The organism is Pseudomonas abietaniphila (assembly GCF_900100795.1).
Lineage (GTDB): Bacteria > Pseudomonadota > Gammaproteobacteria > Pseudomonadales > Pseudomonadaceae > Aquipseudomonas > Aquipseudomonas abietaniphila.
The window spans coordinates 315,529-338,066 of sequence record NZ_FNCO01000005.1 but is presented as its reverse complement, the minus strand read 5'-3'; the positions used below and the strand labels follow the sequence as shown (position 1 = coordinate 338,066).

Sequence of the window (22,538 nt, the reverse complement as noted above, 5' to 3'; positions counted from 1 at the left end):
CATAGAACCGACAGTCCACGAAAGACCACAGAAGCAGACGTCGTGGTGTCCGTGCGCCAGACTCTTCGCTATAATCCGCGACCTGCTCAAGCCACAGGCTCGTCGAGCGCTGCTCCTTCTCTATAAATGCATCGCGTTTTGACGCTGCATCGGGGGGCAGAGCCGCATCAACTGGGGTTCATGACGAACTCAAAGGATCACGCATGTTTGAAAATCTGACAGATCGTCTCTCGCAGACGCTGCGCCAGGTCACCGGCAAGGCCAAGCTGACCGAGGACAACATCAAGGACACTCTGCGTGAAGTGCGTATGGCGCTGCTCGAAGCCGACGTCGCCTTGCCGGTGGTCAAAGACTTCGTCAACCGCATCAAGGAACGCGCCGTCGGCACCGAGGTGTCGCGCAGCCTGACGCCGGGCCAGGCGTTCGTGAAGATCGTCCAGGCCGAACTGGAAGAGATGATGGGGGCCGCCAACGAAGAGCTGACCCTCAACGTCACGCCGCCAGCGGTCATCCTGATGGCGGGTTTGCAGGGTGCGGGTAAGACCACCACTGCGGGCAAGCTGGCGAAATTCCTCAAAGAGCGCAAAAAGAAAACCGTGATGGTGGTGTCGGCGGACGTGTATCGTCCTGCGGCCATCAAGCAGCTGGAAACCCTGGCCAACGACATCGGCGTGACGTTCTTCCCGTCCGACATCAGCCAGAAGCCGGTGGCGATCGCCGAAGCTGCCATTAAAGAAGCCAAACTCAAATTCATCGATGTCGTGATCCTCGACACCGCCGGCCGTCTGCACATTGACGCCGAGATGATGGGCGAGATCCAGGCGCTGCACGCGGCGGTCAAGCCGGCTGAAACACTGTTCGTGGTTGACGCCATGACCGGCCAGGACGCCGCCAACACGGCCAAGGCCTTCGGCGACGCGCTGCCGCTGACCGGTGTGATCCTGACCAAGGTCGATGGTGACGCACGAGGCGGTGCTGCGCTGTCGGTTCGCGCCATTACCGGCAAGCCGATCAAGTTCATCGGTATGGGCGAGAAGAGCGACGCTCTGGAGCCTTTCCACCCTGACCGTATTGCCTCGCGCATCCTCGGCATGGGTGACGTGCTCAGCCTGATCGAACAGGCCGAGCAGACCCTCGACAAGGACAAGGCCGACAAACTGGCCAAAAAGCTGAAGAAGGGCAAAGGCTTCGACCTCGAAGACTTCCGCGATCAGCTGCAACAGATGAAAAACATGGGCGGCCTCGGCGGCCTCATGGACAAGCTGCCGACCATGGGCGGCGTCAATCTTTCGCAAATGGGCAACGCCCAGAGCGCGGCAGAGAAGCAGTTCAAGCAGATGGAAGCCATCATCAACTCCATGACCCCGGCCGAGCGCCGCGACCCTGAGCTGATCAGCGGTTCGCGCAAACGCCGTATCGCCATGGGCTCCGGCACTCAGGTGCAGGACATCGGGCGTCTGATCAAGCAACACAAGCAGATGCAGAAGATGATGAAAAAGTTTTCCACCAAAGGCGGCATGGCCAAAATGATGCGTGGCATGGGCGGAATGCTGCCCGGCGGTGGCATGCCCAAGATGTGATTTGCACCGCGCGGGAGTCTCTTTCGCGCGTCCTTCTTTGGGACAACCGTCCCACTGGCCTGCTTGCGCAGGCGCTAAATGGCCGTTGTTGATGACGGCTCCATTGCAAATCTTGATGGCCCGACGGCGTGCGCCGGAAAAAGTCATTTGCAAAAGTCCGGATATTCCTTAGAATATGCGGCCTTTCGGGCACCCATGCCCGCTGTGCATCTTAGATTTGCAGCACCGACTACAGGAACTTTGTTCAATGCTAACAATCCGTCTTGCCCTTGGCGGCTCCAAAAAGCGCCCGTTTTACCACCTGACTGTGACCGACAGCCGTAACCCACGCGACGGTTCGCACAAGGAACAAGTAGGTTTCTTCAACCCGGTTGCCCGTGGTCAGGAAATCCGTCTGTCCGTGAACCAAGAGCGCGTTGCCTACTGGCTGAGCGTTGGTGCACAACCTTCTGAGCGCGTTGCTCAGTTGTTGAAGGAATCTGCCAAGGCTGCGGCCTGAGCAATATGAACGCGACGCCAGTTGTTGCTGATGACCTGATCGTTGTTGGCAAAATTTATTCTGTTCATGGCGTTCGCGGCGAAGTGAAGGTGTATTCCTTTACTGATCCGACTGAAAACCTGTTGCAGTACAAAACCTGGACGCTCAAGCGCGAAGGCAATGTGAAGCAGGTTGAGCTGGTCAGTGGACGCGGGAGCGACAAGTTCCTGGTCGCGAAGCTCAAAGGTCTTGATGATCGTGAAGAAGCTCGTCTTCTCGCGGGTTATGAGATCTGCGTGCCGCGCAACCTGTTCCCTGAACTGACCGACGGCGAGTACTACTGGTACCAGCTTGTGGGTTTGAAGGTCATCGACCACCTTGGGCAATTGCTTGGGAAGATCGATCATCTTCTGGAAACCGGCTCGAACGATGTAATGGTGGTCAAGCCCTGCGCAGGCAGTCTGGATGATCGCGAACGCTTGTTGCCCTACACAGAGCAATGCGTGTTGGCCGTCGATCTGGTTGCAGGCGAGATGAAGGTGGATTGGGACGCGGATTTCTAAGCAATGGCTAGCCTGCGCATAGAAGTCATCAGTTTGTTTCCCGAGATGTTTTCCGCCATCAGCGAATACGGCATTACCAGCCGTGCGGTGAAACAAGGGCTGTTGCAGCTCACTTGTTGGAATCCGCGGGACTACACCACGGATCGGCATCACACTGTGGACGATCGCCCGTTTGGCGGTGGCCCTGGCATGGTGATGAAGATCAAGCCTCTGGAAGATGCACTGGTTCAGGCCAGGCAAGCTGCCGGGGACGCGGCGAAGGTTATTTACCTGTCGCCACAAGGCCGCAAGCTGGATCAGTCTGCGGTGCGCGAGTTGGCGCAGGAAGAAGCACTTATCCTGATTGCCGGTCGTTATGAAGGCATTGACGAGCGTTTTATTGATGCTCATGTCGATGAAGAGTGGTCGATTGGAGACTATGTGTTGTCTGGCGGTGAGCTGCCGGCCATGGTCCTGATAGATGCGGTTACGCGACTGCTGCCTGGAGCTTTAGGGCATGTGGATTCCGCGGAGGAAGATTCCTTCACGGATGGTCTGCTGGATTGCCCGCACTACACCCGACCGGAGGTGTATGCGGATCAGCGTGTTCCCGACGTATTGCTAAGTGGCAATCACGCACACATCCGGCGTTGGCGTTTACAGCAGTCCCTTGGGCGGACCTATGAACGACGCGCCGATCTTCTGGAAAGCCGCTCGCTTTCTGGAGAAGAGAAGAAGCTGCTGGCGGAATACCTCCGCGAGCGGGACGATAGTTAACGTATCGATGGTAAATCCGATTGATTTACCTTAGGAGCACAGCATGACTAACAAAATCATTCTTGCACTCGAAGCAGAGCAGATGACCAAAGAAATCCCTCCCTTTGCCCCAGGCGACACCATTGTCGTTCAGGTGAAAGTGAAGGAAGGCGACCGTTCGCGTCTGCAAGCGTTCGAAGGCGTTGTTATCGCCAAGCGTAACCGTGGTGTGAACAGTGCTTTCACTGTTCGTAAAATCTCCAACGGTGTTGGCGTTGAGCGTACTTTCCAGACCTACAGCCCGCAAATCGACAGCATGGCTGTGAAACGTCGCGGTGACGTTCGCAAGGCCAAACTGTACTACCTGCGTGACCTGTCCGGTAAAGCAGCTCGCATCAAGGAAAAACTGGTTTAATCCCAGTCTCCGATGCAGGAAAAAGCAGCCTACGGGCTGCTTTTTTGTTGCCTGAAGAAAAGCCAATCCCGGTTCTCACAAAATCGTGGGAGCGAAGTTAATCGCGAGAGGCCGTTATAAACACTGCATTCACATCGCTCACACCCTCGCATCGCGGGTAAATCCGCTCCCACGGTTGCTGTGCATGCCTGATGGTTTTTGTACCGCGCTTGCTTATATGAAAGACTGCCCCTCGTTTTCCTCCGCTCAAGCCGAAACCATGCCCGCCTTAGACCATCCCATGATCGACCGCTTCCTCGACGCCCTGTGGCTGGAAAAAGGACTCTCGGACAACACCCGCGATGCCTACCGTAGCGATCTGACGTTGTTCAACGGCTGGTTGCAGGAAAGGGGTATTGACCTGATGGCGGTCGGGCGGGGCGCGATCTTCGATCACTTGGCCTGGCGCGTCGATAACGGTTACAAAGCGCGTTCGAGTGCACGATTCCTCTCCGGCGTGCGGGGTTTCTATCGTTACCTGCTGCGGGAAAAGCTGATCTCGGTCGATCCCACCTTGCAGGTGGACATGCCGCAACTGGGCAAACCTTTGCCCAAATCGCTGTCCGAGGCCGACGTCGAGGCGCTGCTCGCCGCGCCGGACTTGAGCGAGGCCATTGGTCAGCGGGACCGGGCCATGCTGGAAGTGCTTTACGCCTGCGGTCTGCGGGTGACCGAACTGGTCAGCCTGACGCTGGAACAGGTCAACCTGCGGCAAGGTGTGCTGCGAGTCATGGGCAAGGGCAGCAAGGAGCGATTGGTGCCGATGGGCGAGGAAGCCATCGTCTGGGTCGAGCGTTATATGCGGGACGCGCGGCAGGAAATACTCGGCGGCCGCCCCAGCGATGTGCTGTTTCCCAGCTTGCGTGGCGAACAGATGACCCGACAGACGTTCTGGCACCGAATCAAGCTTCAGGCCAAGGTGGCGGGCATCGGCAAATCACTGTCGCCGCACACGTTGCGTCATGCGTTCGCCACTCACCTGCTTAACCATGGCGCCGATCTTCGCGTGGTGCAGATGCTTCTCGGGCACAGCGATCTGTCCACCACGCAGATCTACACCCATGTGGCGCGCGCGAGGCTGCAGGACCTGCACGCCAAACACCACCCCCGAGGGTAGGGGCGACCGTAATTTACGACGTGTCTTACATCAGTCGGCGTCGGTGTTGCGGGCCTTATGTGATAGGCTTTGCCGGTTTCGCAGATTGGAGCTCCGAAAACTTGCCGGTGCGTCCGCGTCCGCCGTTTTCATTCCCGCCCGTCTGCCCACCGCCCGAGGAGTTTTCATGCGCGTGACTCGTATTATCGGTGCTGCCGTTGTAGCGCTGGCCAGCACTTTCAGCCTGTTTGCCCACGCCGATGAGGCGTCTGACAAGGCGATTCGCAAGACCCTGGAAACCCTGAACCTGGAGATTCCTGTCGAAAGCATTTCCAGCAGTCCGCTCAATGGCCTGTACGAAGTCAACCTGAAGGGCGGCCGCGTGCTCTACGCCAGCGCCGACGGTCAGTTCGTGATGCAAGGCAACCTGTACCAGATTCAGGGCGGCAAGCCGGTCAACCTGACCGAAAAAGTCGAACGCCAGGCGATTTCCAAGACGATCAATGGCATTCCGGCCGCAGAAATGGTCGTGTACCCGGCCGTTGGCGAGACCAAGTCGCACATCACCGTGTTCACCGACACGACCTGCCCGTACTGCCACAAACTGCATGGCGAAGTGCCGGAGCTGAACAAGCGTGGCATCGAAGTGCGTTACGTCGCGTTCCCGCGTCAGGGCCTGGGCTCGCCGGGTGACGAACAACTGCAGGCCGTGTGGTGCTCCAAGGATCGTCGCGCCGCCATGGACCGCATGGTCGATGGCAAGAACATCGAGGCACCGAAGTGCGCCAACCCGGTGACCAAGCAATTCGAGATTGGTCAGTCGATTGGCGTGAACGGTACGCCAGCCATCGTCCTGGCTGACGGTCAGGTGATTCCGGGCTACCAGCCAGCGCCGCAAGTCGCCAAACTGGCACTCAGCGCCAAGTAATCCTGTTCGTCGCGGGCTGCCTGCGACGAACATTGAAGCGGCGGATCTGCCGGTGCTTCATCAATAGCGAGCCGCAATTCACTGCGGCTGTTTTCACGGCCGGCCTCGCGTCGGCCGTTTTATGGGGAGTTCATAGTGAAACCGGTCAAAGTAGGCATCTGTGGGCTGGGTACTGTCGGTGGCGGTACCTTCAATGTGCTAAAGCGTAACGCCGAGGAGATTGCCCGCCGTGCCGGGCGTGGAATCGAAGTGGCGCAGATCGCTGTGCGTACACCCAACCCCAATTGCCAGATTACCGGTACACCGACCACGACCGACGTATTTGACGTGGCCAGCAACCCTGAAATCGACATCGTCATCGAACTGATCGGTGGCTATACCGTCGCCCGCGAACTGGTGCTCAAAGCCATCGAGAATGGCAAGCACGTGGTCACCGCCAACAAGGCGCTGATCGCTGTTCACGGTAACGAAATCTTCGCCAAGGCCCGTGAGAAGGGCGTCATTGTTGCGTTCGAAGCGGCAGTGGCGGGCGGCATCCCGGTGATCAAGGCGATTCGTGAAGGCCTGTCGGCCAACCGTATCAACTGGGTCGCGGGCATCATCAACGGCACCGGTAACTTCATCCTGACCGAGATGCGCGAGAAGGGTCGCACCTTCCCCGACGTCCTGGCCGAAGCCCAGGCGCTGGGTTACGCCGAAGCCGATCCGACCTTCGACGTCGAAGGCATCGATGCCGCGCACAAGCTGACCATTCTGGCGTCGATTGCCTTCGGTATTCCGTTGCAGTTCGACAAGGCGTATACCGAAGGCATCACCAAGCTCACCACCGCTGACGTCAACTACGCCGAGGCGCTGGGCTATCGCATCAAGCACCTGGGCGTGGCTCGCAGCACCGCCGCCGGCATCGAACTGCGCGTGCACCCGACCCTGATCCCGGCTGACCGTCTGATCGCCAACGTCAACGGCGTGATGAACGCTGTGATGGTCAATGGCGACGCGGCCGGCTCGACCTTGTTCTACGGCGCTGGCGCCGGCATGGAGCCGACTGCATCGTCCGTGGTCGCTGACCTGGTCGACGTCGTTCGTGCGCTGACCACTGACCCGGAAAACCGTGTTCCGCATCTGGCGTTTCAGCCTGACTCGCTGTCGGCTCATCCGATTCTCCCAATCGAAGCCTGCGAGAGTGCGTACTACCTGCGCATTCAGGCCAAAGACCATCCAGGCGTTCTGGCCCAGGTGGCGAGCATCCTGTCCGAGCGTGGCATCAACATCGAGTCGATCATGCAGAAGGAAGTCGAAGAGCATGACGGCCTGGTGCCGATGATTCTGTTGACCCACCGTGTGGTCGAGCAGCGCATGAACGATGCGATCCAGGCGCTGGAAGCCTTGCAGGACGTGGCTGGACCGGTTGTTCGTATCCGCGTCGAGCATCTCAACTAAGCAGCGAAAAGCCCCAAGCGGCTTGCTGCAAGTCAGAGCACAATCACATCGCGGTGAGCTTCGAGCCGCGAGCTGCAGGTAAAAAGGCGGACCGCTTTGACTTGCAGCTTGGCACTTGAAGCTTGCGGCCCAAACCGAAGGTTTGACTTATGCGCTACATCAGTACCCGTGGCCAGGCACCGGCCCTGAATTTCGAAGACGTGCTGCTCGCCGGCCTCGCCAGCGATGGCGGTTTGTATGTTCCGGAAAACCTGCCGCGTTTCACTCAGGAAGAGATCGCTTCCTGGGCTGGCCTGCCTTACCACGAGCTCGCATTCCGCGTGATGCGCCCGTTCGTCACCGGCAGCATTCCGGATGCGGATTTCAAGAAAATCCTCGAAGAGACCTATGGCGTGTTTGCGCACAGCGCGGTCGCGCCGCTGCGTCAGTTGAACGGCAACGAATGGGTGATGGAGTTGTTCCACGGCCCGACGCTGGCGTTCAAGGATTTCGCCCTGCAACTGCTGGGTCGTCTGCTGGACTATGTGCTGGAAAAACGCGGTGAACGCGTCGTGATCATCGGCGCCACCTCCGGCGACACCGGTTCTGCCGCCATCGAAGGTTGCCGTCGCTGCGACAACGTCGACATCTTCATCCTGCACCCGAACAATCGTGTGTCGGACGTTCAGCGCCGCCAGATGACCACGATCTTCGGCGACAACATCCACAACATCGCCATCGAAGGCAACTTCGACGACTGCCAGGAGATGGTCAAGAACAGTTTCGCTGACCAGAGCTTCCTCAAAGGCACGCGTCTGGTCGCGGTGAACTCGATCAACTGGGCGCGGATCATGGCCCAGATCGTCTACTACTTCCACGCATCCCTGCAGTTGGGCGGCCCGGCGCGTTCGGTGGCATTCTCGGTACCAACCGGCAACTTCGGCGACATCTTCGCGGGTTATCTGGCACGCAACATGGGCCTGCCCATCAGCCAGTTGATCGTCGCCACTAATCGCAACGACATCCTGCACCGCTTCATGAGCGGCAATCAGTACGTCAAGGAAACCCTGCACGCCACGCTGTCGCCGTCGATGGACATCATGGTGTCGTCGAACTTCGAACGTCTGCTGTTCGACATGCACGGCCGCAACGGTTCGGCGATTGCCGCGCTGATGGACAGCTTCAAGCAAGGCGGCGGTTTCAGTGTTGAAGAGGACCGCTGGACCGAAACCCGCAAACTGTTCGATTCGCTGGCCGTCAGTGACGAACAAACCTGCGAAACCATCGCCGAAGTCTTTGCCAGCACCGGTGAGTTGCTGGATCCACACACGGCGATCGGCGTGAAAGCCGCGCGCGATTGCCGTCGCAGCCTGGACACGCCGATGGTGATTCTGGGAACCGCCCACCCGGTCAAATTCCCGGAAGCCGTGCAGAAAGCGGGCGTAGGAAAAGCGCTAGAGCTGCCTGCACATTTGTCTGATTTGTTCGAGCGCGACGAGCGCTGCACAGTGCTGCCGAATGACCTCAAAGCCATGCAGGCGTTCGTAAGCCAGCACGGTAACCGGGGTAAACCGCTCTAACGGTTTCTCCCTGTAACAACTTCAGGCCCGCTCTCCAGCGGGCCTTCTCATTTCTGCGTGCCACACTTGCAAGGTATTTCTGAATTTCACGGACAATCCAGTGGCGGTAGAACCCATGAACATGAGCGCTTCAGTGGTGCTCATCAAGACCCGATTCCTTCGATATGCGCTGTGCGTCTTGTTGTCGCTGGCGTGTGTCTGGAGTGTGAAGGGCCATGCGGCACAGAACCTGCCGTTTGTGCTCGGCACCCCCTTCTTGAGCCAGCCAGCGCTGGCACTCGATCCTGCTGACCGGCAATGGCTGCACGAGCACAAGGTATTGAGGGTCGGCATTGCGATCGCCGATTACGAACCCATCGACATCACGAGTGATCGCAATCGTTATCAAGGGGTGAGCGCGGATTATCTGAGCCTGGTCAGTGCCAAGCTCGGGATACCGGTCCGGGTTTCGGGATTCGCCAAGCGCGAGCAGGCGGTTGCTGCGTTGCTGGCCGGTGACATTGATCTGCTGACCAGCGGCAACGGGTACGAGCGCGGGGTCGAGGGGCTGGCATTCACCCACGACTACCTGCCGGACCGGGCCGTGGTGGTAGGGCGGGGCAACGACGCCAGCCTGACGGTTTCGCTGAAGGGAAAACGGCTGGCCTTGTTGGATGGATACGCCGATGCGCAGGTGCTGCACCGTGTGTATCCGGACAGCGACATCGTGCTGGCACCCACGCTGTACAGCGCGATGGAGGCGTTGTCACATGGCGACGTTGACGCATTCATTGGCAACGAAGTGATCGTTCGAGCGTACAACGCGCAGCGGCCTTACCAAGGGCTGCAGATCAAGTTCGAGAGCCTGCTGCCGCCCACCGGTTTCGCGTTCGCCATGCGGCAGGATGAGTCAAGGCTGCTCGCCCTGTTCAATCGCTCGCTCGCCGAGCTGGGAGAGTCGGTCGACCGTGAGATTCAAGGCCGATGGACAACCGGACTGGGTGCTGACGTTGCCCAGCAACGGATTCACCTCAGTACTGCCGAGCAGTTGTGGGTGCGCAATCACCCGCAGGTCATCATCGCCTCCACGCAACACCCGCCCTACATCTACACGGACAACCGCGGCGATTGGGTCGGTTTGAATATCGACGTGCTCAATCGCATCGCCCGCATGACCGGGCTCAAGTTCGTCCATCAGGTCATGCCGTCGACCCAGGCTGCGCTGGAGGCGCTGACTGCAGGGACGGCGGACATGAACACCACGCTCGCCGAGAGCCCCAACCGCCGCGCCTTTCTCGATTTCACTTACGCGTTTGGCGGCAACAATTGGGTCTACGTGGTCCGTTCGGATCGCTCGTCAGAGATCAACCTTGCGCAGATGGCTGGCAAGGTCCTGGCGTTGCCGGCGCGTCACGCGTTGCTGGAGTTTATTCAATCCCACTACCCCGATATTCAATTGCGTCTGGTGCCGACCTACGACGATGCCCGCAGGCTGGTGGAAACCGGGCAGGCCGATGCGACCATTCAGAATGAGGCAGGGGCCTGGTTGTACCCGCCGGGCCGTTTGAAGGTCGGACGCAGTGTCGAAGGCAAATGGTCCCCGGACCGCTTCTCGGTCATCAAGACCCAACCGGAGTTGTTGAGCATTCTGAACAAGGCGCTCGACGAGTTTCCGGTCGCGGAAATGCGCGCCATCCGGTTGAAATGGCTCGGCGCGGTGATTTCTCAACCCTCGCTGTGGCAACGTATTCCGGGGTGGGTGTACTGGACGCTGGCCGTTGCATTGTTGCTGGGCCTGGTGTCGCTGACCTGGAGCAGCCGTCTCAAATTTCAGATTCGCCAGCGTCTGCGCGCGGAAGAGCAACTCAGCGACCAGCTGGCATTCAAGCGGGCGTTGCTCGACGGCATTCCCAACCCTATTTACGTCCGTGACCTCACGGGGCGTCTGATCTCCTGCAACCGCAGCTATGAGGAAAGCTTCGGTATCAGCTACGAACAAATGAATGGCCGTCGGTTGATCGACGTAGACCTGATTCCCCGCGACAGCGCCGAACGCATGCACGCTGACTACATGACGCTGCTGCAGACCCAGACCCCTGTGTTCGCTGATCGCAGCATGCTGCTGGCTGGCAAGCACATTGAGGCGTGGCAGTGGACGGTGCCGTTTTACAGCGCCGATGGTCAGCTTCAGGGACTGCTCGGCGGCTGGATCGACATCACCGAACGCAAGCGACTGGAGCGCGAGTTGACCCTGGCGCAGCAACAAGCCGAGCAGGCAAACCGCGCGAAAAGTGCGTTTCTGGCGACGATGAGCCATGACATTCGCACGCCCATGGGCGCCATCATCGGCCTGCTGGAGCTGGAACGTGAACACCGCAAGCTGCGCGGTGAGCCACCTGCCGAGGGACTGGACGTCGCGCACCGTGCAGCCGTTGAGTTGGTTGAGTTGATCGGCGAAAGCCTTGATCTGGCAAAGATTGAATCAGGTCGGCTGCAGCTGTCGACGGTCGCAACGATACTGCGGCCATTTCTGGAGGACGTCTATCAGCTGTTCAGGGTTCGTGCGCAGGAAAATAACCTGTCGCTTACCCTCAAGATTGCGCCTGATGTCGAACACGCTTACTTCATCGACCCGCTGCGCGTGCGACAGATCCTGCACAACCTGATTGGCAACGCGCTGAAGTTCACTGCCCAAGGGTCGGTCTCGGTCACGGTGACGCGCGGTTGCGAGACTGATCAACCAGGGCTGCATATCGAAATTGCCGACACCGGTTCAGGGATGGGCCGGGAGCAGCAAGCGCAGTTGTTCCAGCCATTCAGTCAGGGCGATGATCAGGCCGCCGGCTTGTTGGGTGGCAGTGGGCTGGGGCTGAGTATTTGCAAACAACTGGTCGACCTGATGGGCGGCCGGATCACGGTCATCAGCGCGGTGGGAGAGGGGACGCGGGTCAACGTTGAGCTTCCGGTCAAACCGGCGGATGTGCTGGCCCTACCGGAGCAACCGCCCGTGCACTCGCAACGCTCGGAAACGAGTCTGAACGTTCTGGTGGCTGATGACCTTTCTGCCAATCGCCTGGTGCTGACAGGGCAACTGGAGCTGCTAGGGCATCGGGTGACGGCCGTCGACAGCGGCGAAGCGGCTTTTGCGGCGTGGCGCGACGGAAGCTTCGATGTGCTGATCACCGATTGCAACATGCCAGGCATGGACGGTTATGAGCTGACCCGGGCCATTCGAAGCCTTGAGCAACGGGATCGTCTACGCGAGCGCCCGATCATTGGCTGCACCGCCAACGCGATGCACGAGGAACGCGACCGGTGTGAAACGGCAGGCATGGATGCGCTGCTGGTCAAGCCGGTCTCGTTGGCGCAATTGGCGCAAAAGCTCGAAGACGTCGTGATGCCCGCAGAGAAAGAAGAGCGAGCATTCGACATTCAGGTATTGCATCACATGACGCAGGCCAACGAGGTGCAGATCCAGCGCATGCTGGCTGAACTCTGGAAAAACCTGCGACAGGAACACGATCTGCTGGTGCCTGCGGTGGCCGCACATGACTGGCAGGCCCTCAGCGCGAGCCTGCATCGCCTCAAGGGCGTGGCCTGTCTGATCGATGCGGTGCCGCTTGCCAAGGCGTGTGCGCAGATGGACAGCGACGTGCGTGAGCAACGCGGCGCCAGAATCGAGGTTGCCTGGCAGACCCTGAACGCCTGCATGGACGCATTGCTCGACGAACTTCAGGACCATCTGGTCGAGGTGCCTGCACTTTAGGACGTGTCCTATGGGGGTCAGATGGCGGGCTCTTTAGAGTGCAGATACCGGGGCCGAAAAGGGCCTCGACTGCAAGAGGGTCCAGCGTGTGCATTCGCTCAAGGTTCTGATACTCGAAGACAATCCTTTCCAGATGATGGCGTTGCACCAGATGCTCAACGCCAATCAGGTGTTCGACGTGCTCACGGCGGACTGCGTCGAGGCCGCGCAGCGTTCGCTCCAGCTTCGTGGGCCGGTGGACATCGCGATCTGTGACTTGCAAATGGAGGGGCAGGACGGCCTGTCGCTGATCGGGCACCTTGCAGCGTCCGGTATGGCGCGCGCGGTCATCATTCTCAGCAGTGCTGAAGACACGGTGCTCGACAGCGCGGCACAGCTTGCACGGCAGCAAGGCATCAACGTGCTTGGGATCATGCGCAAGCCGGCATCGGTGGCCGCCATTGGCGGGTTGCTCAGCAAATGGCTGCTGGGTCAGTCGGGTGCGGCGCAGGTGGTGACACCCTTGGCTCCGTCCGAGGCGCCCGCCTTGAGTGCGCTCGATCCCGCCCACGATTACGCCTCCCAATGGATCGCCCATTTTCAGCCCAAGGTGAGTCTCGACGGGGCATTGGCGGGGGTTGAACTGCTGGCCCGCTGGGATCATCCAGAGCACGGGTTGTTGATGCCGGGCCGTTTTCTCCCGATGGTTGAAAGCGCCGGGCTGATGGGTGCGCTGACGTGGCACATGCTTGAGCTGGCGCTCAGCCTGTCTCATCAGCGATTGCTTTCCCATGGTCGGGCGCTGCCGGTGGCGGTGAACATTCCGCCCGCGCTGCTGGATCAGCCGGATTTCGTGCCGCGCTTGCTGGTGCTGCTGGAGCGGTTTCCCGTCAGGCCCCAGATGTTGACGCTGGAAGTCATCGAACAATCAGCCCGGCAATTGGCGGTGGTTCAGTTCGAAAACCTGCTCAGACTGCGCATGGCGGGCTGCCGTCTTTCCATCGACGATTTCGGAACGGGCGCGTCGAACATCCAGCGTTTGCTTGAGTTGCCGTTCAGCGAGTTGAAGATTCCGGCGGAGTTCGTGCGCGGCCTTGCCGACGACCGACGTAAAGCGGCGATCGTCGGCGGGGCGTTGTTCATGGCCCAGAAGATGGCGCTGGATGTGGTGGTCGAGGGCGTAGAAACCGCCGACGACTATGAGGCGCTGTTGATGCTCGGTCACCCCGTTATACAGGGCTATTTCATTGCCAGACCGATGCCGGAGGCCGACTTTCTGAACTGGCTCCAGGTGCTTGAGCGCAATCCTGAGCGGGTCCTGCCGTTCGACACGGTCAGACCAGACCGTGCTCCTGCACGTAAATGAACAAGGCCGCATCGTTGGCCAACCCCAACTTGCGCATGGCGCTGACTTTCTGGGCGCTGACGGTCTGTTTGCTGCGGTTGAGCTGCGCGGCGATGGCCCCGACCGATTTACCGGCGGCGAGCAAGCGGATGACCTCCAGCTCCCGAGGCGAGAGGTCCTGCAGGGCGACCAGCGTGTCGGGACCGTAATCCGCTGCTTCCAGCAGGCTGCGCTGGACGGAATCGGCAACGAACGATTTGCCATGGCTGACACTGTTGATCGCCGCAGGCAGCTCGTCGGCCATGCTTGCCTTGCTGAGCAGCCCCTGGATCTTCAACGCGAGCATCGAGCGAAACAGCCCTGCATGGTTGAGCATGGTCACCACGATGATCGGCAGCGCCGGGTACTCGCGTCGAATCCGCTCAAGCAACCGCAATCCGTCATTCTGATCCTGAACCGGCATCATGAAGTCGGTCACCAGCAGGTCGCAGGGGTGCTCGCGGAGTTTTGCCAGCAGTTCGTCCGGGGCACTGGCTTGAGCGATCACCCTGGCGCGCTCGTTCTGCTCGATCACCACCTTCAGACCAATCAGGAATATTGGGTGATCGTCCGCCAGGATGATGCGCAACGGTCGATTGTCGGTAGCCATCGTGGCGATTCCTCTGAGTCCGGCCAGATTGATTTTCGGACGCGTCCTAAATGCCTGTAGACGGTTCCGGCCGAGAATCAAGGCCAGTCGTCTTGTTGCAGGAGTTGTCGATGCGCATGTGCAAGGAACACCCGATATGTCGGGAAGAGCAAGTCTCTTCTACAGCGCTGATCACCGATTATGTGGCGCGTATCACGCCTTGCCGGTATTCGGTTCGTCAGGCCATTGGTCGTTATCGCCACATCCAGAACGACGAAGTCAATCAGCCGTCATCGGTATTCGTCGCGGTCTTGGGATGAGCTGAAGGCTCTGCTCCGGGCGTCAGGATACTGAATTCTTTCTGTCACATCCGGCAGGCATGCTCCAGTGACCAGGTTGCAGCAATCACCCAACTCACGGCACAAAAGAACTTTCCGGTTCCGCCGATGGTCATTGATAAGCACCTTTGCATTCAAACTGTTGAGTGGTGATCCGGATGGAAAATATCAGCTTACTGCTAAGCGAAGCACTGGCACCGTATCAGGCAAGCCTGGGCGCTGCGGGTGTAAATGGCGAGCGTCTGGTGACGCTGAGAAATGCAGCCGGTGCGATTGTGATCGAACGCATGTATTCCGCTGCGCAGTTGTGTGACAAGCGCCAACTGACGGATGTGGTCGACGGGCTTCACCGTGATCTGATGGTTGCCGAAGGGCGAATTGAACCCTGTGTGATCGCGGCCATGCGAAATGCGACACAGGTCAACAATTTCACTGCAGGTCGGGCTTTTGTCTGAGCCGCGGGGAACCTTATCGATTCAGTAGGCTCCTATCAGTTACGGCAGGCGCAGGCATTGTGCTCCGGTGTTTATGTTGCTTGCCGTACGGGTCCAAGAAGGACCACGGTTGACCCCGAGCAGTCTCCCCGCTGCTCGGGGTTTCTTTTTGCCTGACCGTCAGACAGCCACTCGGTCGCCGGCTGACGTTTCACTTCGGCGGTTCGTCGAAAAACGTCTGGGCATCGCGCAGGTACTCTTCTTTCTTGACCATCCACTCCGCGTAGAAACCAATCAGCCTGGTGCTGCGCAGCACGCGCATTTCCCGGTTGATGATCTCCATGGCTGCGCGCCCCTTGTCAGTCTTTGAACAGCCGATGTGCGCGAACTGGTATTTGGGTGCGCCCTTGACCGGGAAAAACTCAAGTTCTGTCAGAGGGATGCCCTGCTGCTGGGCGTGATAGCGCGCCTCTGGCCAGTAACTGATGATGGCCTGGAAACGGTTCATGCGTTCCATTTGCAGCATGCTGCCCACGGCGGCGTTGCCGTAGTGAAGGATCAGGATGTCGGGCTGCGGGGTAGCGCGAAGGATCTTGTCCACCACCGGCCCATAGCTGCGTTCGGCGACGATGCCGACCTTGACCGTGTTGCTCGCCAGCAGGGCGGCGAGATCGAGATGGCCGTCTTCGTCCAGGAACGGCGTGAACAGCGCCTCTTTGCTGCGTTCGATGGTGACGCCATTGCCGGGCGTGGCATAGGCGGGAATCGAGAACAGGATGGTTTTTTCGCGCTCCGGGGTCCACAGCAGGGTCGGGTCACAGGCGAAAACGTCAGGATCCTGAAGCATCTGCGTCCCGCGTGCCCGGTTGACGTGCATGATCTGGTGATTGTATTCGGGCATTCGCGCAATCAGTTCGGGCATCAGCTTGTCGATCGCGCCCTGACCGGTTTGCGGGCCGGTGAAGATCGTCAGTGGCGGGAAATCACGTAACAGCCAGGTGAGCGTCTCCTTGGCGTGTGCGGTTCCCGGTGTCGCGCCCAATACCGAGGTGGCCAGCAGGAGCACAAGCCCGGCTTTGTGGAAAAGCGGGTAACGATTGACCATCCGTCGATGTAATTCCCGAAAAAACTGACTGAGTCCGAGGACAACGCACCCTCGATCGCCTTGGGCGGATCGACAGCAGACGTCGGCAACGGGCCGCTCTGAATACTTCATGCTAGAGGGTCTCGCAGTAAGGTATCGGCGTTGTGGATCATTTGTTTAACACTCGTCACCTTCGGATCAGTAAAGCACTGCACGGAGCCTGCGGCACAGTGAATTTGCGGGCAGGGGCGAGGCGACCGTCGAGTTCGTTCGTTCAACGGTCCCGCATCGGGTAGACTTGGCGCCTTTCCTGTCTTTAGAAGCCCGTTCATGGCCCAGCCGTCCACGACCTACAAATTCGAACTGAACCTCACCGACCTCGATCGTGGGGTTTACGAAAACGTCAAACAGACCATCGCGCGCCACCCTTCGGAAACGGAAGAGCGCATGACGGTGCGCCTGCTGGCTTACGCGTTCTGGTACAACGAGCATCTGTCGTTCGGACGTGGCCTGTCGGACGTGGACGAGCCTGCGTTGTGGGAAAAGAGCCTGGACGATCGCGTGCTGCACTGGATCGAAGTCGGCCAGCCCGACGCTGACCGCCTGACCTGGTGCTCACGTCGTACCGAGCGCACCAGTCTGCTGGCTTACGGCAGTCTGCGCGTGTGGGAAGGCAAGGTCGTACCGGCTGTGAAGAATCTGAAGAACGTCAACATCGCAGCCGTTCCCCAGGACGTGCTGGAGACGCTGGCCAAGGACATGCCACGGGTGATCAAGTGGGATGTGATGATCAGCGAAGGCACGATTTTCGTGACCGACGATCGCGGTCAGCATGAAGTGCAGTTGCAGTGGTTGGCGGGCGAGCGCGGCTGAGCGCCGACCTCCCGACGCGACACCCCATCAGCTCCAACAAAAGAACATCAGCGGAACCCGCATGCGCATCGAACCACGCCAGTTGCCCGACACCCTGCCTTTTCTGGGCGACCTGCCCCCCTTGTTGACCCGCCTTTATGCGGCTCGCGGCGTGCAGTCGCAGGATGAGCTGGATAAGGGGCTGGCGCGGCTGATTCCGTATCAGCAGCTCAAGGGGATTGATGCGGCCGTGGACCTGCTGGTGACGGCCTTGCAGCAGCGCCAGCGCATTCTCATCGTCGGCGACTTCGATGCGGACGGCGCCACGGCCAGCACGGTCGGTGTGCTGGGCTTGCGCCTGCTGGGCGCGGCCCATGTGGATTATCTGGTGCCAAACCGCTTCGAGTACGGCTACGGCCTGACGCCGGAGATCGTTCAGGTGGCGCTGGAACGTCAGCCTGATCTGTTGATGACCGTGGACAATGGCATCTCCAGCGTCGAGGGCGTCGCTGCCGCCAAGGCCGCGGGTTTGCATGTGCTGGTCACCGATCACCACTTGCCGGGCAACGAGTTGCCGGCTGCCGACGCCATCGTCAATCCCAACCAGCCCGGTTGTACCTTCCCCAGCAAAGCGCTGGCTGGCGTGGGCGTGATGTTCTACGTGTTGATGGCCCTGCGCGCGCGTTTGCGTGACATGGGCTGGTTCGAGGCCAATGGCCGCGCACAGCCCAACCTCGGTGAGTTGCTGGACCTGGTCGCCCTGGGCAGTGTGGCCGACGTGGTCCCGCTGGACGCCAACAATCGAATCCTCGTGCATCAGGGCCTGATGCGTATCCGCGCCGGTCGTGCGCGTCCCGGTTTGCGGGCGATTCTGGAAGTCGCTCGCCGCGAGCCGTCGCGCATTACGTCGACCGATCTGGGTTTCATCCTTGGGCCCAGGCTGAACGCCGCCGGCCGTCTGGACGACATGAGCCTGGGCATCGAATGCCTGCTCTGCGACGACGAGACGCAGGCGCGGGAAATGGCCGTGCAACTGGATGAGCTCAATCAGGACCGCAAATCCATCGAGCAGGGCATGCAGCGTGAGGCGTTGGCCCAGCTCAAGGACTTGTCTGTGGAATCGATGCCGTTTGGCCTGTGCCTGTTCGAGGCTGAATGGCATCAGGGCGTGATCGGCATCCTCGCTTCGCGGCTGAAAGAGCGTTATCACCGGCCGACCATCGCGTTTGCCAGCGCGGGCGAGGGCGTATTGAAAGGCTCGGCGCGTTCGGTGCCGGGTTTTCATATTCGTGACGCACTGGATGCCGTGGCCGCGAAGCATCCCGAATTGATCAGCAAGTTTGGTGGCCACGCGATGGCAGCCGGCCTCTCCTTGCCGGAAGCGAACTTTCCGGCCTTCGCCGAGGCGTTCGATGCCGAAGTGCGCCGTCAGTTGAGCGAAGAGGACCTGACCGGGCGCCTGCTGTCGGACGGCACGCTGGCGGTTGAAGAATTTCACCTGGAGCTGGCGCGCGCATTGCGCAATGCCGGGCCCTGGGGCCAGCACTTTCCGGAGCCGCTGTTCCACGGCGTGTTCCAGTTGGTGGAGCAGCGCGTGGTGGGCGAGCGGCACCTGAAGATGGTGCTCAAGACCGAATGTGGCACGGTGAAGCTCGACGGCATCGCGTTCGGCGTCGATCGCGACGTGTGGCCCAACCCGACGGTTCGCTGGGTCGAGCTGGCCTACAAGCTGGACCTGAACGAATTCCGTGGCAACGAAACCGTGCAACTGATGGTGGCGCACATTTCGCCGCGCTGACGCTCCCGATGCACGGCAGCAGGAACCTGAACTTCTCTCGGGTTGTCGACTAGGCTCTAGGTTCATAACAAAGGAACCTTTACGTCGACTTGAGAGGTGCCCATGAGCCTGCTGCTTGAACCTTACACCCTTCGCCAACTGACCTTTCTGAATCGCATCGCGGTATCACCGATGTGCCAGTACTGCTGCGTCGACGGTCTGGCCAATGACTGGCATCTGGTCCACCTCGGCAGCCGTGCCGTTGGCGGTGCGGGGCTGATCTTCACCGAGGCAGCGGCGGTGACCCGCGACGGTCGCATCACCCCGGAAGACCTCGGCATCTGGAACGATGATCAGATCGAACCGCTGCAACGCATTACCCGATTCATCACCGCCCAGGGCGCCGTCGCCGGTATTCAACTCGCCCATGCCGGGCGCAAGGCCAGCACCTGGCGTCCGTGGCTGGGCAAGCACGGCAGCATCAAACCGGAGGATGGCGGGTGGATTCCGTGGGGTCCGTCGAAGATTGCCTTCGACCCGCAGCACACGCCACCGACCCCACTGGAAGAGGACCAGATCCAGACCGTGATCCAGGCCTTCGTCGACGCCGCCAAACGTGCCCTGACCGCCGGGTTCAAAGTAGTGGAGATACACGCGGCGCACGGCTATCTGCTGCATCAGTTCCTGTCGCCATTGAGCAACCAGCGACGTGATCAATACGGTGGATCGTTTGAAAATCGCATCCGGCTGACGCTGGAAGTGACCAAGGCCGTGCGCGAGGTGTGGCCGCAAGAGCTGCCGCTGTTCGTGCGCGTGTCGGCAACGGACTGGGTGGAAGACGGCTGGAATCCGGACGAGACGGTCGAACTCGCCAAGCGTTTGAAGACGCTGGGCGTCGACTTGATCGACGTGTCGTCTGGCGGCACGGCGGCCAATGCCGAGATCCCGGTCGGGCCGGGGTATCAGACGGAATTTGCGGGCCGTGTGCGCCGTGAGTCAGGGATTGCGACGGGGACGGTCGGGATGATCACCGAGCCGTTCCAGGCGGATACGATTCTGCGTACAGGACAGGCGGACCTGATTCTGCTGGCGCGTGAACTGTTGCGCGATCCGTATTGGCCGCTGCATGCCGACGACGATCTGGGAGGGCGCAAAGCGGTATGGCCGGCGCAATACCAGCGCGCAACGCACCGTGATCAGCCCATTCACGAGTCGGATTTGCGCGACTGATCAATGTCCAGGCACCTGCTTGTTCCCGAGGCGTGGGAGTCGGCCAGCCGGCTTCCACGGGCTTCATCCGTCAGCCAAGGCCGGGCCTTATTCTTCCAGCAGTCCCTTCACCCGCTCACTCAGAGAGGGAATCGAAAACGGTTTGGTCAGCACATGCATGCCGGGCTCCAGTTGACCGTTGCCCAGTGCGGCGTTTTCCGCGTAGCCGGTGACAAACAGGACTTTCAGGCCGGGTCGCAGCGAGCGCGCGGCATCGGCCAGTTGTCTGCCGTTCATGCCGCCGGGTAGTCCGACGTCTGAAACCAGCAAATCAATCGTCTGCCGTGTTCGCAGGATGTCCAGCGCCACGGCGCCGCGGTCAGCCTCCAGTACGCGATAACCCTGATCTGTCAGCGCCTCGGCCACGAGTGCCCGTACGGCAGGTTCGTCATCGACCACCAACACCGTTTCGCCGCCTGCTGTGCGATCGGGCAACTCCCGGTGATCCGGTGGATCGTTGGCGATGGGGGCTGACTCGTTGCACGCCGGCACATAAATGCACACGCGCGTGCCTCGTCCTGGCGTGGAGTCGATGTGGACGCCGCCACCGGACTGTCGCGCAAAACCGTAAATCATCGACAGGCCAAGACCGGTGCCCATGCCGATGGGCTTGGTCGTGAAGAACGGGTCGAACGCACGCTTGAGGACTTCATCGGTCATGCCGCTGCCGTTGTCGCTGACGCACAGTGCCACGTAGTCACCGGCAGGCAGATCAAGGGCTCGTGCTTCATCCGCATCAAGATGCCTGTTGCTGGTTTCGATCAACAATTGCCCGCCATCGGGCATCGCATCGCGGGCGTTGAGGCACAGGTTGAGCAGCGCGTTTTCCAACTGAGGAGGGTCCACCAGAGTCGACCACAACCCCTGGGTTGCGAGCACATCCATGGCAATGGAAGGGCCAACTGTACGGCGAATCAACTCGGCCATGCCGTCGACCAGGTGATCGACGTCGGTGAGTTTCGGATCAAGGGTTTGCCGGCGCGAAAAGGCCAACAAGCGGTGGGTCAACGCCGCTGCCCGACGCGATCCCTCAAGCGCCGCGTCGATGTAGCGATCCAGATGCTCGGTGCGGCCTTTGGCGACACGGTGCTTCAGCAGCTCCAGGTTGCCGCTGACCCCCATCAGCAAGTTGTTGAAGTCGTGGGCCAAACCGCCAGTGAGTTGCCCCACGGCGTCCATTTTGTGTGACTGGCGCAGGGCTTCTTCGGCGGTGCGCAGTGCCTGGGCCTGTTGTTTTTCGGTGGTGATGTCCCTGGCGCTGCAATACAGCTTGCCGCTTTCTGGCACCGCGACCCAGGACAGCCAGCGGTAGCGGCCATCTTTGTGGCGGTAGCGGATTTCCAGATTGAGCACCGGGTGGTTGCTCGACAGCGTGTTGAGTGCTACCTGGCTTCGCGCAACGTCGTCGGGATGGAGGAGATCAATGAACGTGAATCCGGACAGTTCATCCTCAGACCAGCCGAGGGTCTGTCGCCAGGCAGGGTTTGTGGTTTCGAAATGCCCCTGCGACGTCATCACTGACAACAGGTCCGGGCTGACTTGCCACGTGAGGCCGCGTTGATGGGCGCGTTCGATCACCTTGCGCTCCAGGTCGGCAATCAGGTCGAGACGGCTTTGCTCGCTGGCCTTCAGCGCCCGCTGATCGAGCACGCGACGGGTGGTTTCGTTAGTGACGCACAACAGCCCGACCACCTCGTTGTTTTCGTCGATCAGCGGCGAAAACGTAAATGACCACCACGTGTGCTCGGTCTCACCGTAGCGGGCCATCGTCAATGGCAGATCTTCACATTCGTAGGGAATGCCGCGCAGGGCGTCCTCCGCATAAGGCTTGACCTGACTCCACACGTCCGACCACAGCTCGTCCACGCGTGCGCCCATTGCCTGGTTGAGGCGTGGCCCGAGAATCGGTGCGTAGGCGTCATTGTGGAAAAACAGTAGATCGGGGCCCCAGAGCAGATACATCGACTCCGGTGAATTGAGGATCAGGTTCAAGTGGATCTTCAACGCGGCAGGCCAGGCTTGCATCGGGCCCAACGTCGTCGTGCTCCAGTCGATTGCCGTCAGGGCACGACCCGCTTCACTGTCGCCTGCGGGGAAGCGCGGGTATCTGGTCAACGAGGCAAGCTCCAGTCAGGGGGAAATCAGTGTACGGAGCCGGACGGAGAAAATCCTCACCTTTCATATCCAGTTGAAGGGTGAAAGGAACGTATTGATGACTTTTTGTTACTCATACGAATAGCAAAAAAGCCTCGAC

Annotated in this window: 19 protein-coding genes; 16 read left to right on the top strand and 3 right to left on the bottom strand. The window is 60.1% G+C overall.

Annotated elements, in window-relative coordinates:
* The first annotated feature begins 203 nt into the window (after window positions 1-203).
* The 11 genes from ffh to BLS87_RS12475 all read left to right on the top strand — a co-directional run bounded on the left by ffh (window position 204) and on the right by BLS87_RS12475 (window position 13,923).
* Window positions 204-1,580 (top strand): signal recognition particle protein, encoded by a 1,377-nt coding sequence (gene ffh, locus BLS87_RS12525; RefSeq protein WP_074752800.1) that lies wholly within the window; start codon window positions 204-206, stop codon window positions 1,578-1,580.
* Between the two features lie 247 nt (window positions 1,581-1,827).
* Window positions 1,828-2,079, top strand: a complete 252-nt coding sequence (gene rpsP / locus BLS87_RS12520; RefSeq protein ID WP_003185073.1) for a 30S ribosomal protein S16 — start codon at window positions 1,828-1,830, stop codon at window positions 2,077-2,079.
* A gap of 5 nt (window positions 2,080-2,084) precedes the next feature.
* Window positions 2,085-2,621: a ribosome maturation factor RimM gene (gene rimM, locus BLS87_RS12515; protein ID WP_062383376.1), complete on the top strand. Its 537-nt coding sequence runs from the start codon at window positions 2,085-2,087 to the stop codon at window positions 2,619-2,621.
* 3 nt (window positions 2,622-2,624) lie between these two features.
* Window positions 2,625-3,377, top strand: coding sequence for a tRNA (guanosine(37)-N1)-methyltransferase TrmD (gene trmD, locus BLS87_RS12510; RefSeq protein ID WP_062383373.1), 753 nt, complete (start codon window positions 2,625-2,627; stop codon window positions 3,375-3,377).
* Window positions 3,378-3,420: 43 nt separating this feature from the next.
* Window positions 3,421-3,771: a 50S ribosomal protein L19 gene (rplS, locus tag BLS87_RS12505; protein ID WP_008018567.1), complete on the top strand. Its 351-nt coding sequence runs from the start codon at window positions 3,421-3,423 to the stop codon at window positions 3,769-3,771.
* 259 nt (window positions 3,772-4,030) lie between these two features.
* On the top strand, window positions 4,031-4,927 hold the full coding sequence (gene xerD / locus BLS87_RS12500; protein ID WP_074752871.1) for a site-specific tyrosine recombinase XerD: 897 nt from the start codon (window positions 4,031-4,033) through the stop codon (window positions 4,925-4,927).
* Between the two features lie 166 nt (window positions 4,928-5,093).
* Window positions 5,094-5,834, top strand: coding sequence for a bifunctional protein-disulfide isomerase/oxidoreductase DsbC (dsbC, locus tag BLS87_RS12495; protein ID WP_074752799.1), 741 nt, complete (start codon window positions 5,094-5,096; stop codon window positions 5,832-5,834).
* Between the two features lie 135 nt (window positions 5,835-5,969).
* On the top strand, window positions 5,970-7,274 hold the full coding sequence (locus BLS87_RS12490) for a homoserine dehydrogenase (protein ID WP_074752798.1): 1,305 nt from the start codon (window positions 5,970-5,972) through the stop codon (window positions 7,272-7,274).
* Window positions 7,275-7,423: 149 nt separating this feature from the next.
* Window positions 7,424-8,833, top strand: coding sequence for a threonine synthase (gene thrC / locus BLS87_RS12485; protein ID WP_062383361.1), 1,410 nt, complete (start codon window positions 7,424-7,426; stop codon window positions 8,831-8,833).
* A 121-nt stretch (window positions 8,834-8,954) separates the two neighbouring features.
* Window positions 8,955-12,578, top strand: a complete 3,624-nt coding sequence (locus BLS87_RS12480) for an ATP-binding protein (RefSeq protein ID WP_083370668.1) — start codon at window positions 8,955-8,957, stop codon at window positions 12,576-12,578.
* Window positions 12,579-12,666: 88 nt separating this feature from the next.
* Window positions 12,667-13,923, top strand: coding sequence for an EAL domain-containing response regulator (locus tag BLS87_RS12475; RefSeq protein WP_074752797.1), 1,257 nt, complete (start codon window positions 12,667-12,669; stop codon window positions 13,921-13,923).
* On the opposite strand, the gene BLS87_RS12470 is transcribed toward BLS87_RS12475, so the two are convergent.
* Window positions 13,892-14,551 carry a response regulator gene (locus BLS87_RS12470; protein ID WP_074752796.1) on the bottom strand — a complete coding sequence of 220 codons (660 nt, stop codon included), beginning with the start codon at window positions 14,549-14,551 and terminating at the stop codon, window positions 13,892-13,894. The two genes, BLS87_RS12475 and BLS87_RS12470, sit on opposite strands and share 32 nt — an antisense overlap.
* Before the next feature lie 110 nt (window positions 14,552-14,661).
* Between BLS87_RS12470 and BLS87_RS12465 the strand changes: the two genes are divergently transcribed.
* Window positions 14,662-14,850 (top strand): hypothetical protein, encoded by a 189-nt coding sequence (locus BLS87_RS12465; RefSeq protein WP_074752795.1) that lies wholly within the window; start codon window positions 14,662-14,664, stop codon window positions 14,848-14,850.
* 176 nt (window positions 14,851-15,026) lie between these two features.
* On the top strand, window positions 15,027-15,323 hold the full coding sequence (locus BLS87_RS12460) for a DUF3509 domain-containing protein (protein WP_074752794.1): 297 nt from the start codon (window positions 15,027-15,029) through the stop codon (window positions 15,321-15,323).
* A gap of 190 nt (window positions 15,324-15,513) precedes the next feature.
* Here the strand turns inward: BLS87_RS12460 and BLS87_RS12455 are convergent, their stop codons facing one another.
* Window positions 15,514-16,407: a TIGR02285 family protein gene (locus BLS87_RS12455; protein ID WP_083370665.1), complete on the bottom strand. Its 894-nt coding sequence runs from the start codon at window positions 16,405-16,407 to the stop codon at window positions 15,514-15,516.
* Window positions 16,408-16,716: 309 nt separating this feature from the next.
* On the opposite strand from BLS87_RS12455, the gene BLS87_RS12450 reads away from it, so the two are divergent.
* The 3 genes from BLS87_RS12450 to BLS87_RS12440 all read left to right on the top strand — a co-directional run bounded on the left by BLS87_RS12450 (window position 16,717) and on the right by BLS87_RS12440 (window position 20,245).
* Window positions 16,717-17,259 (top strand): YaeQ family protein, encoded by a 543-nt coding sequence (locus BLS87_RS12450; RefSeq protein WP_074752793.1) that lies wholly within the window; start codon window positions 16,717-16,719, stop codon window positions 17,257-17,259.
* Between the two features lie 61 nt (window positions 17,260-17,320).
* Window positions 17,321-19,036: a single-stranded-DNA-specific exonuclease RecJ gene (gene recJ / locus BLS87_RS12445; protein ID WP_074752792.1), complete on the top strand. Its 1,716-nt coding sequence runs from the start codon at window positions 17,321-17,323 to the stop codon at window positions 19,034-19,036.
* 102 nt (window positions 19,037-19,138) lie between these two features.
* The gene (locus BLS87_RS12440) at window positions 19,139-20,245 is read left to right on the top strand and encodes an NADH:flavin oxidoreductase/NADH oxidase (RefSeq protein WP_074752791.1); all 1,107 of its coding nucleotides are present in this window, start codon (window positions 19,139-19,141) and stop codon (window positions 20,243-20,245) included.
* A gap of 87 nt (window positions 20,246-20,332) precedes the next feature.
* On the opposite strand, the gene BLS87_RS12435 is transcribed toward BLS87_RS12440, so the two are convergent.
* Window positions 20,333-22,399 (bottom strand): hybrid sensor histidine kinase/response regulator, encoded by a 2,067-nt coding sequence (locus tag BLS87_RS12435; RefSeq protein WP_074752790.1) that lies wholly within the window; start codon window positions 22,397-22,399, stop codon window positions 20,333-20,335.
* Window positions 22,400-22,538: the final 139 nt, after the last annotated feature.

Excerpts from the sequence above, each read along its gene's own strand:
- dsbC (WP_074752799.1), top strand. The coding sequence starts at position 5,094 with ATGCGCGTGACTCGTATTATCGGTGCTGCCGTTGTAGCGCTGGCCAGC.
- BLS87_RS12480 (WP_083370668.1), top strand. The coding sequence starts at position 8,955 with ATGAGCGCTTCAGTGGTGCTCATCAAGACCCGATTCCTTCGATATGCG.
- xerD (WP_074752871.1), top strand. The coding sequence starts at position 4,031 with ATGCCCGCCTTAGACCATCCCATGATCGACCGCTTCCTCGACGCCCTG.
- BLS87_RS12460 (WP_074752794.1), top strand. The coding sequence starts at position 15,027 with ATGGAAAATATCAGCTTACTGCTAAGCGAAGCACTGGCACCGTATCAG.
- rplS (WP_008018567.1), top strand. The coding sequence starts at position 3,421 with ATGACTAACAAAATCATTCTTGCACTCGAAGCAGAGCAGATGACCAAA.
- BLS87_RS12450 (WP_074752793.1), top strand. The coding sequence starts at position 16,717 with ATGGCCCAGCCGTCCACGACCTACAAATTCGAACTGAACCTCACCGAC.
- BLS87_RS12465 (WP_074752795.1), top strand. The coding sequence starts at position 14,662 with ATGCGCATGTGCAAGGAACACCCGATATGTCGGGAAGAGCAAGTCTCT.
- rimM (WP_062383376.1), top strand. The coding sequence starts at position 2,085 with ATGAACGCGACGCCAGTTGTTGCTGATGACCTGATCGTTGTTGGCAAA.
- BLS87_RS12470 (WP_074752796.1), bottom strand. The coding sequence starts at position 14,551 with ATGGCTACCGACAATCGACCGTTGCGCATCATCCTGGCGGACGATCAC.
- BLS87_RS12440 (WP_074752791.1), top strand. The coding sequence starts at position 19,139 with ATGAGCCTGCTGCTTGAACCTTACACCCTTCGCCAACTGACCTTTCTG.
- trmD (WP_062383373.1), top strand. The coding sequence starts at position 2,625 with ATGGCTAGCCTGCGCATAGAAGTCATCAGTTTGTTTCCCGAGATGTTT.
- ffh (WP_074752800.1), top strand. The coding sequence starts at position 204 with ATGTTTGAAAATCTGACAGATCGTCTCTCGCAGACGCTGCGCCAGGTC.
- thrC (WP_062383361.1), top strand. The coding sequence starts at position 7,424 with ATGCGCTACATCAGTACCCGTGGCCAGGCACCGGCCCTGAATTTCGAA.
- recJ (WP_074752792.1), top strand. The coding sequence starts at position 17,321 with ATGCGCATCGAACCACGCCAGTTGCCCGACACCCTGCCTTTTCTGGGC.
- BLS87_RS12455 (WP_083370665.1), bottom strand. The coding sequence starts at position 16,407 with ATGGTCAATCGTTACCCGCTTTTCCACAAAGCCGGGCTTGTGCTCCTG.
- rpsP (WP_003185073.1), top strand. The coding sequence starts at position 1,828 with ATGCTAACAATCCGTCTTGCCCTTGGCGGCTCCAAAAAGCGCCCGTTT.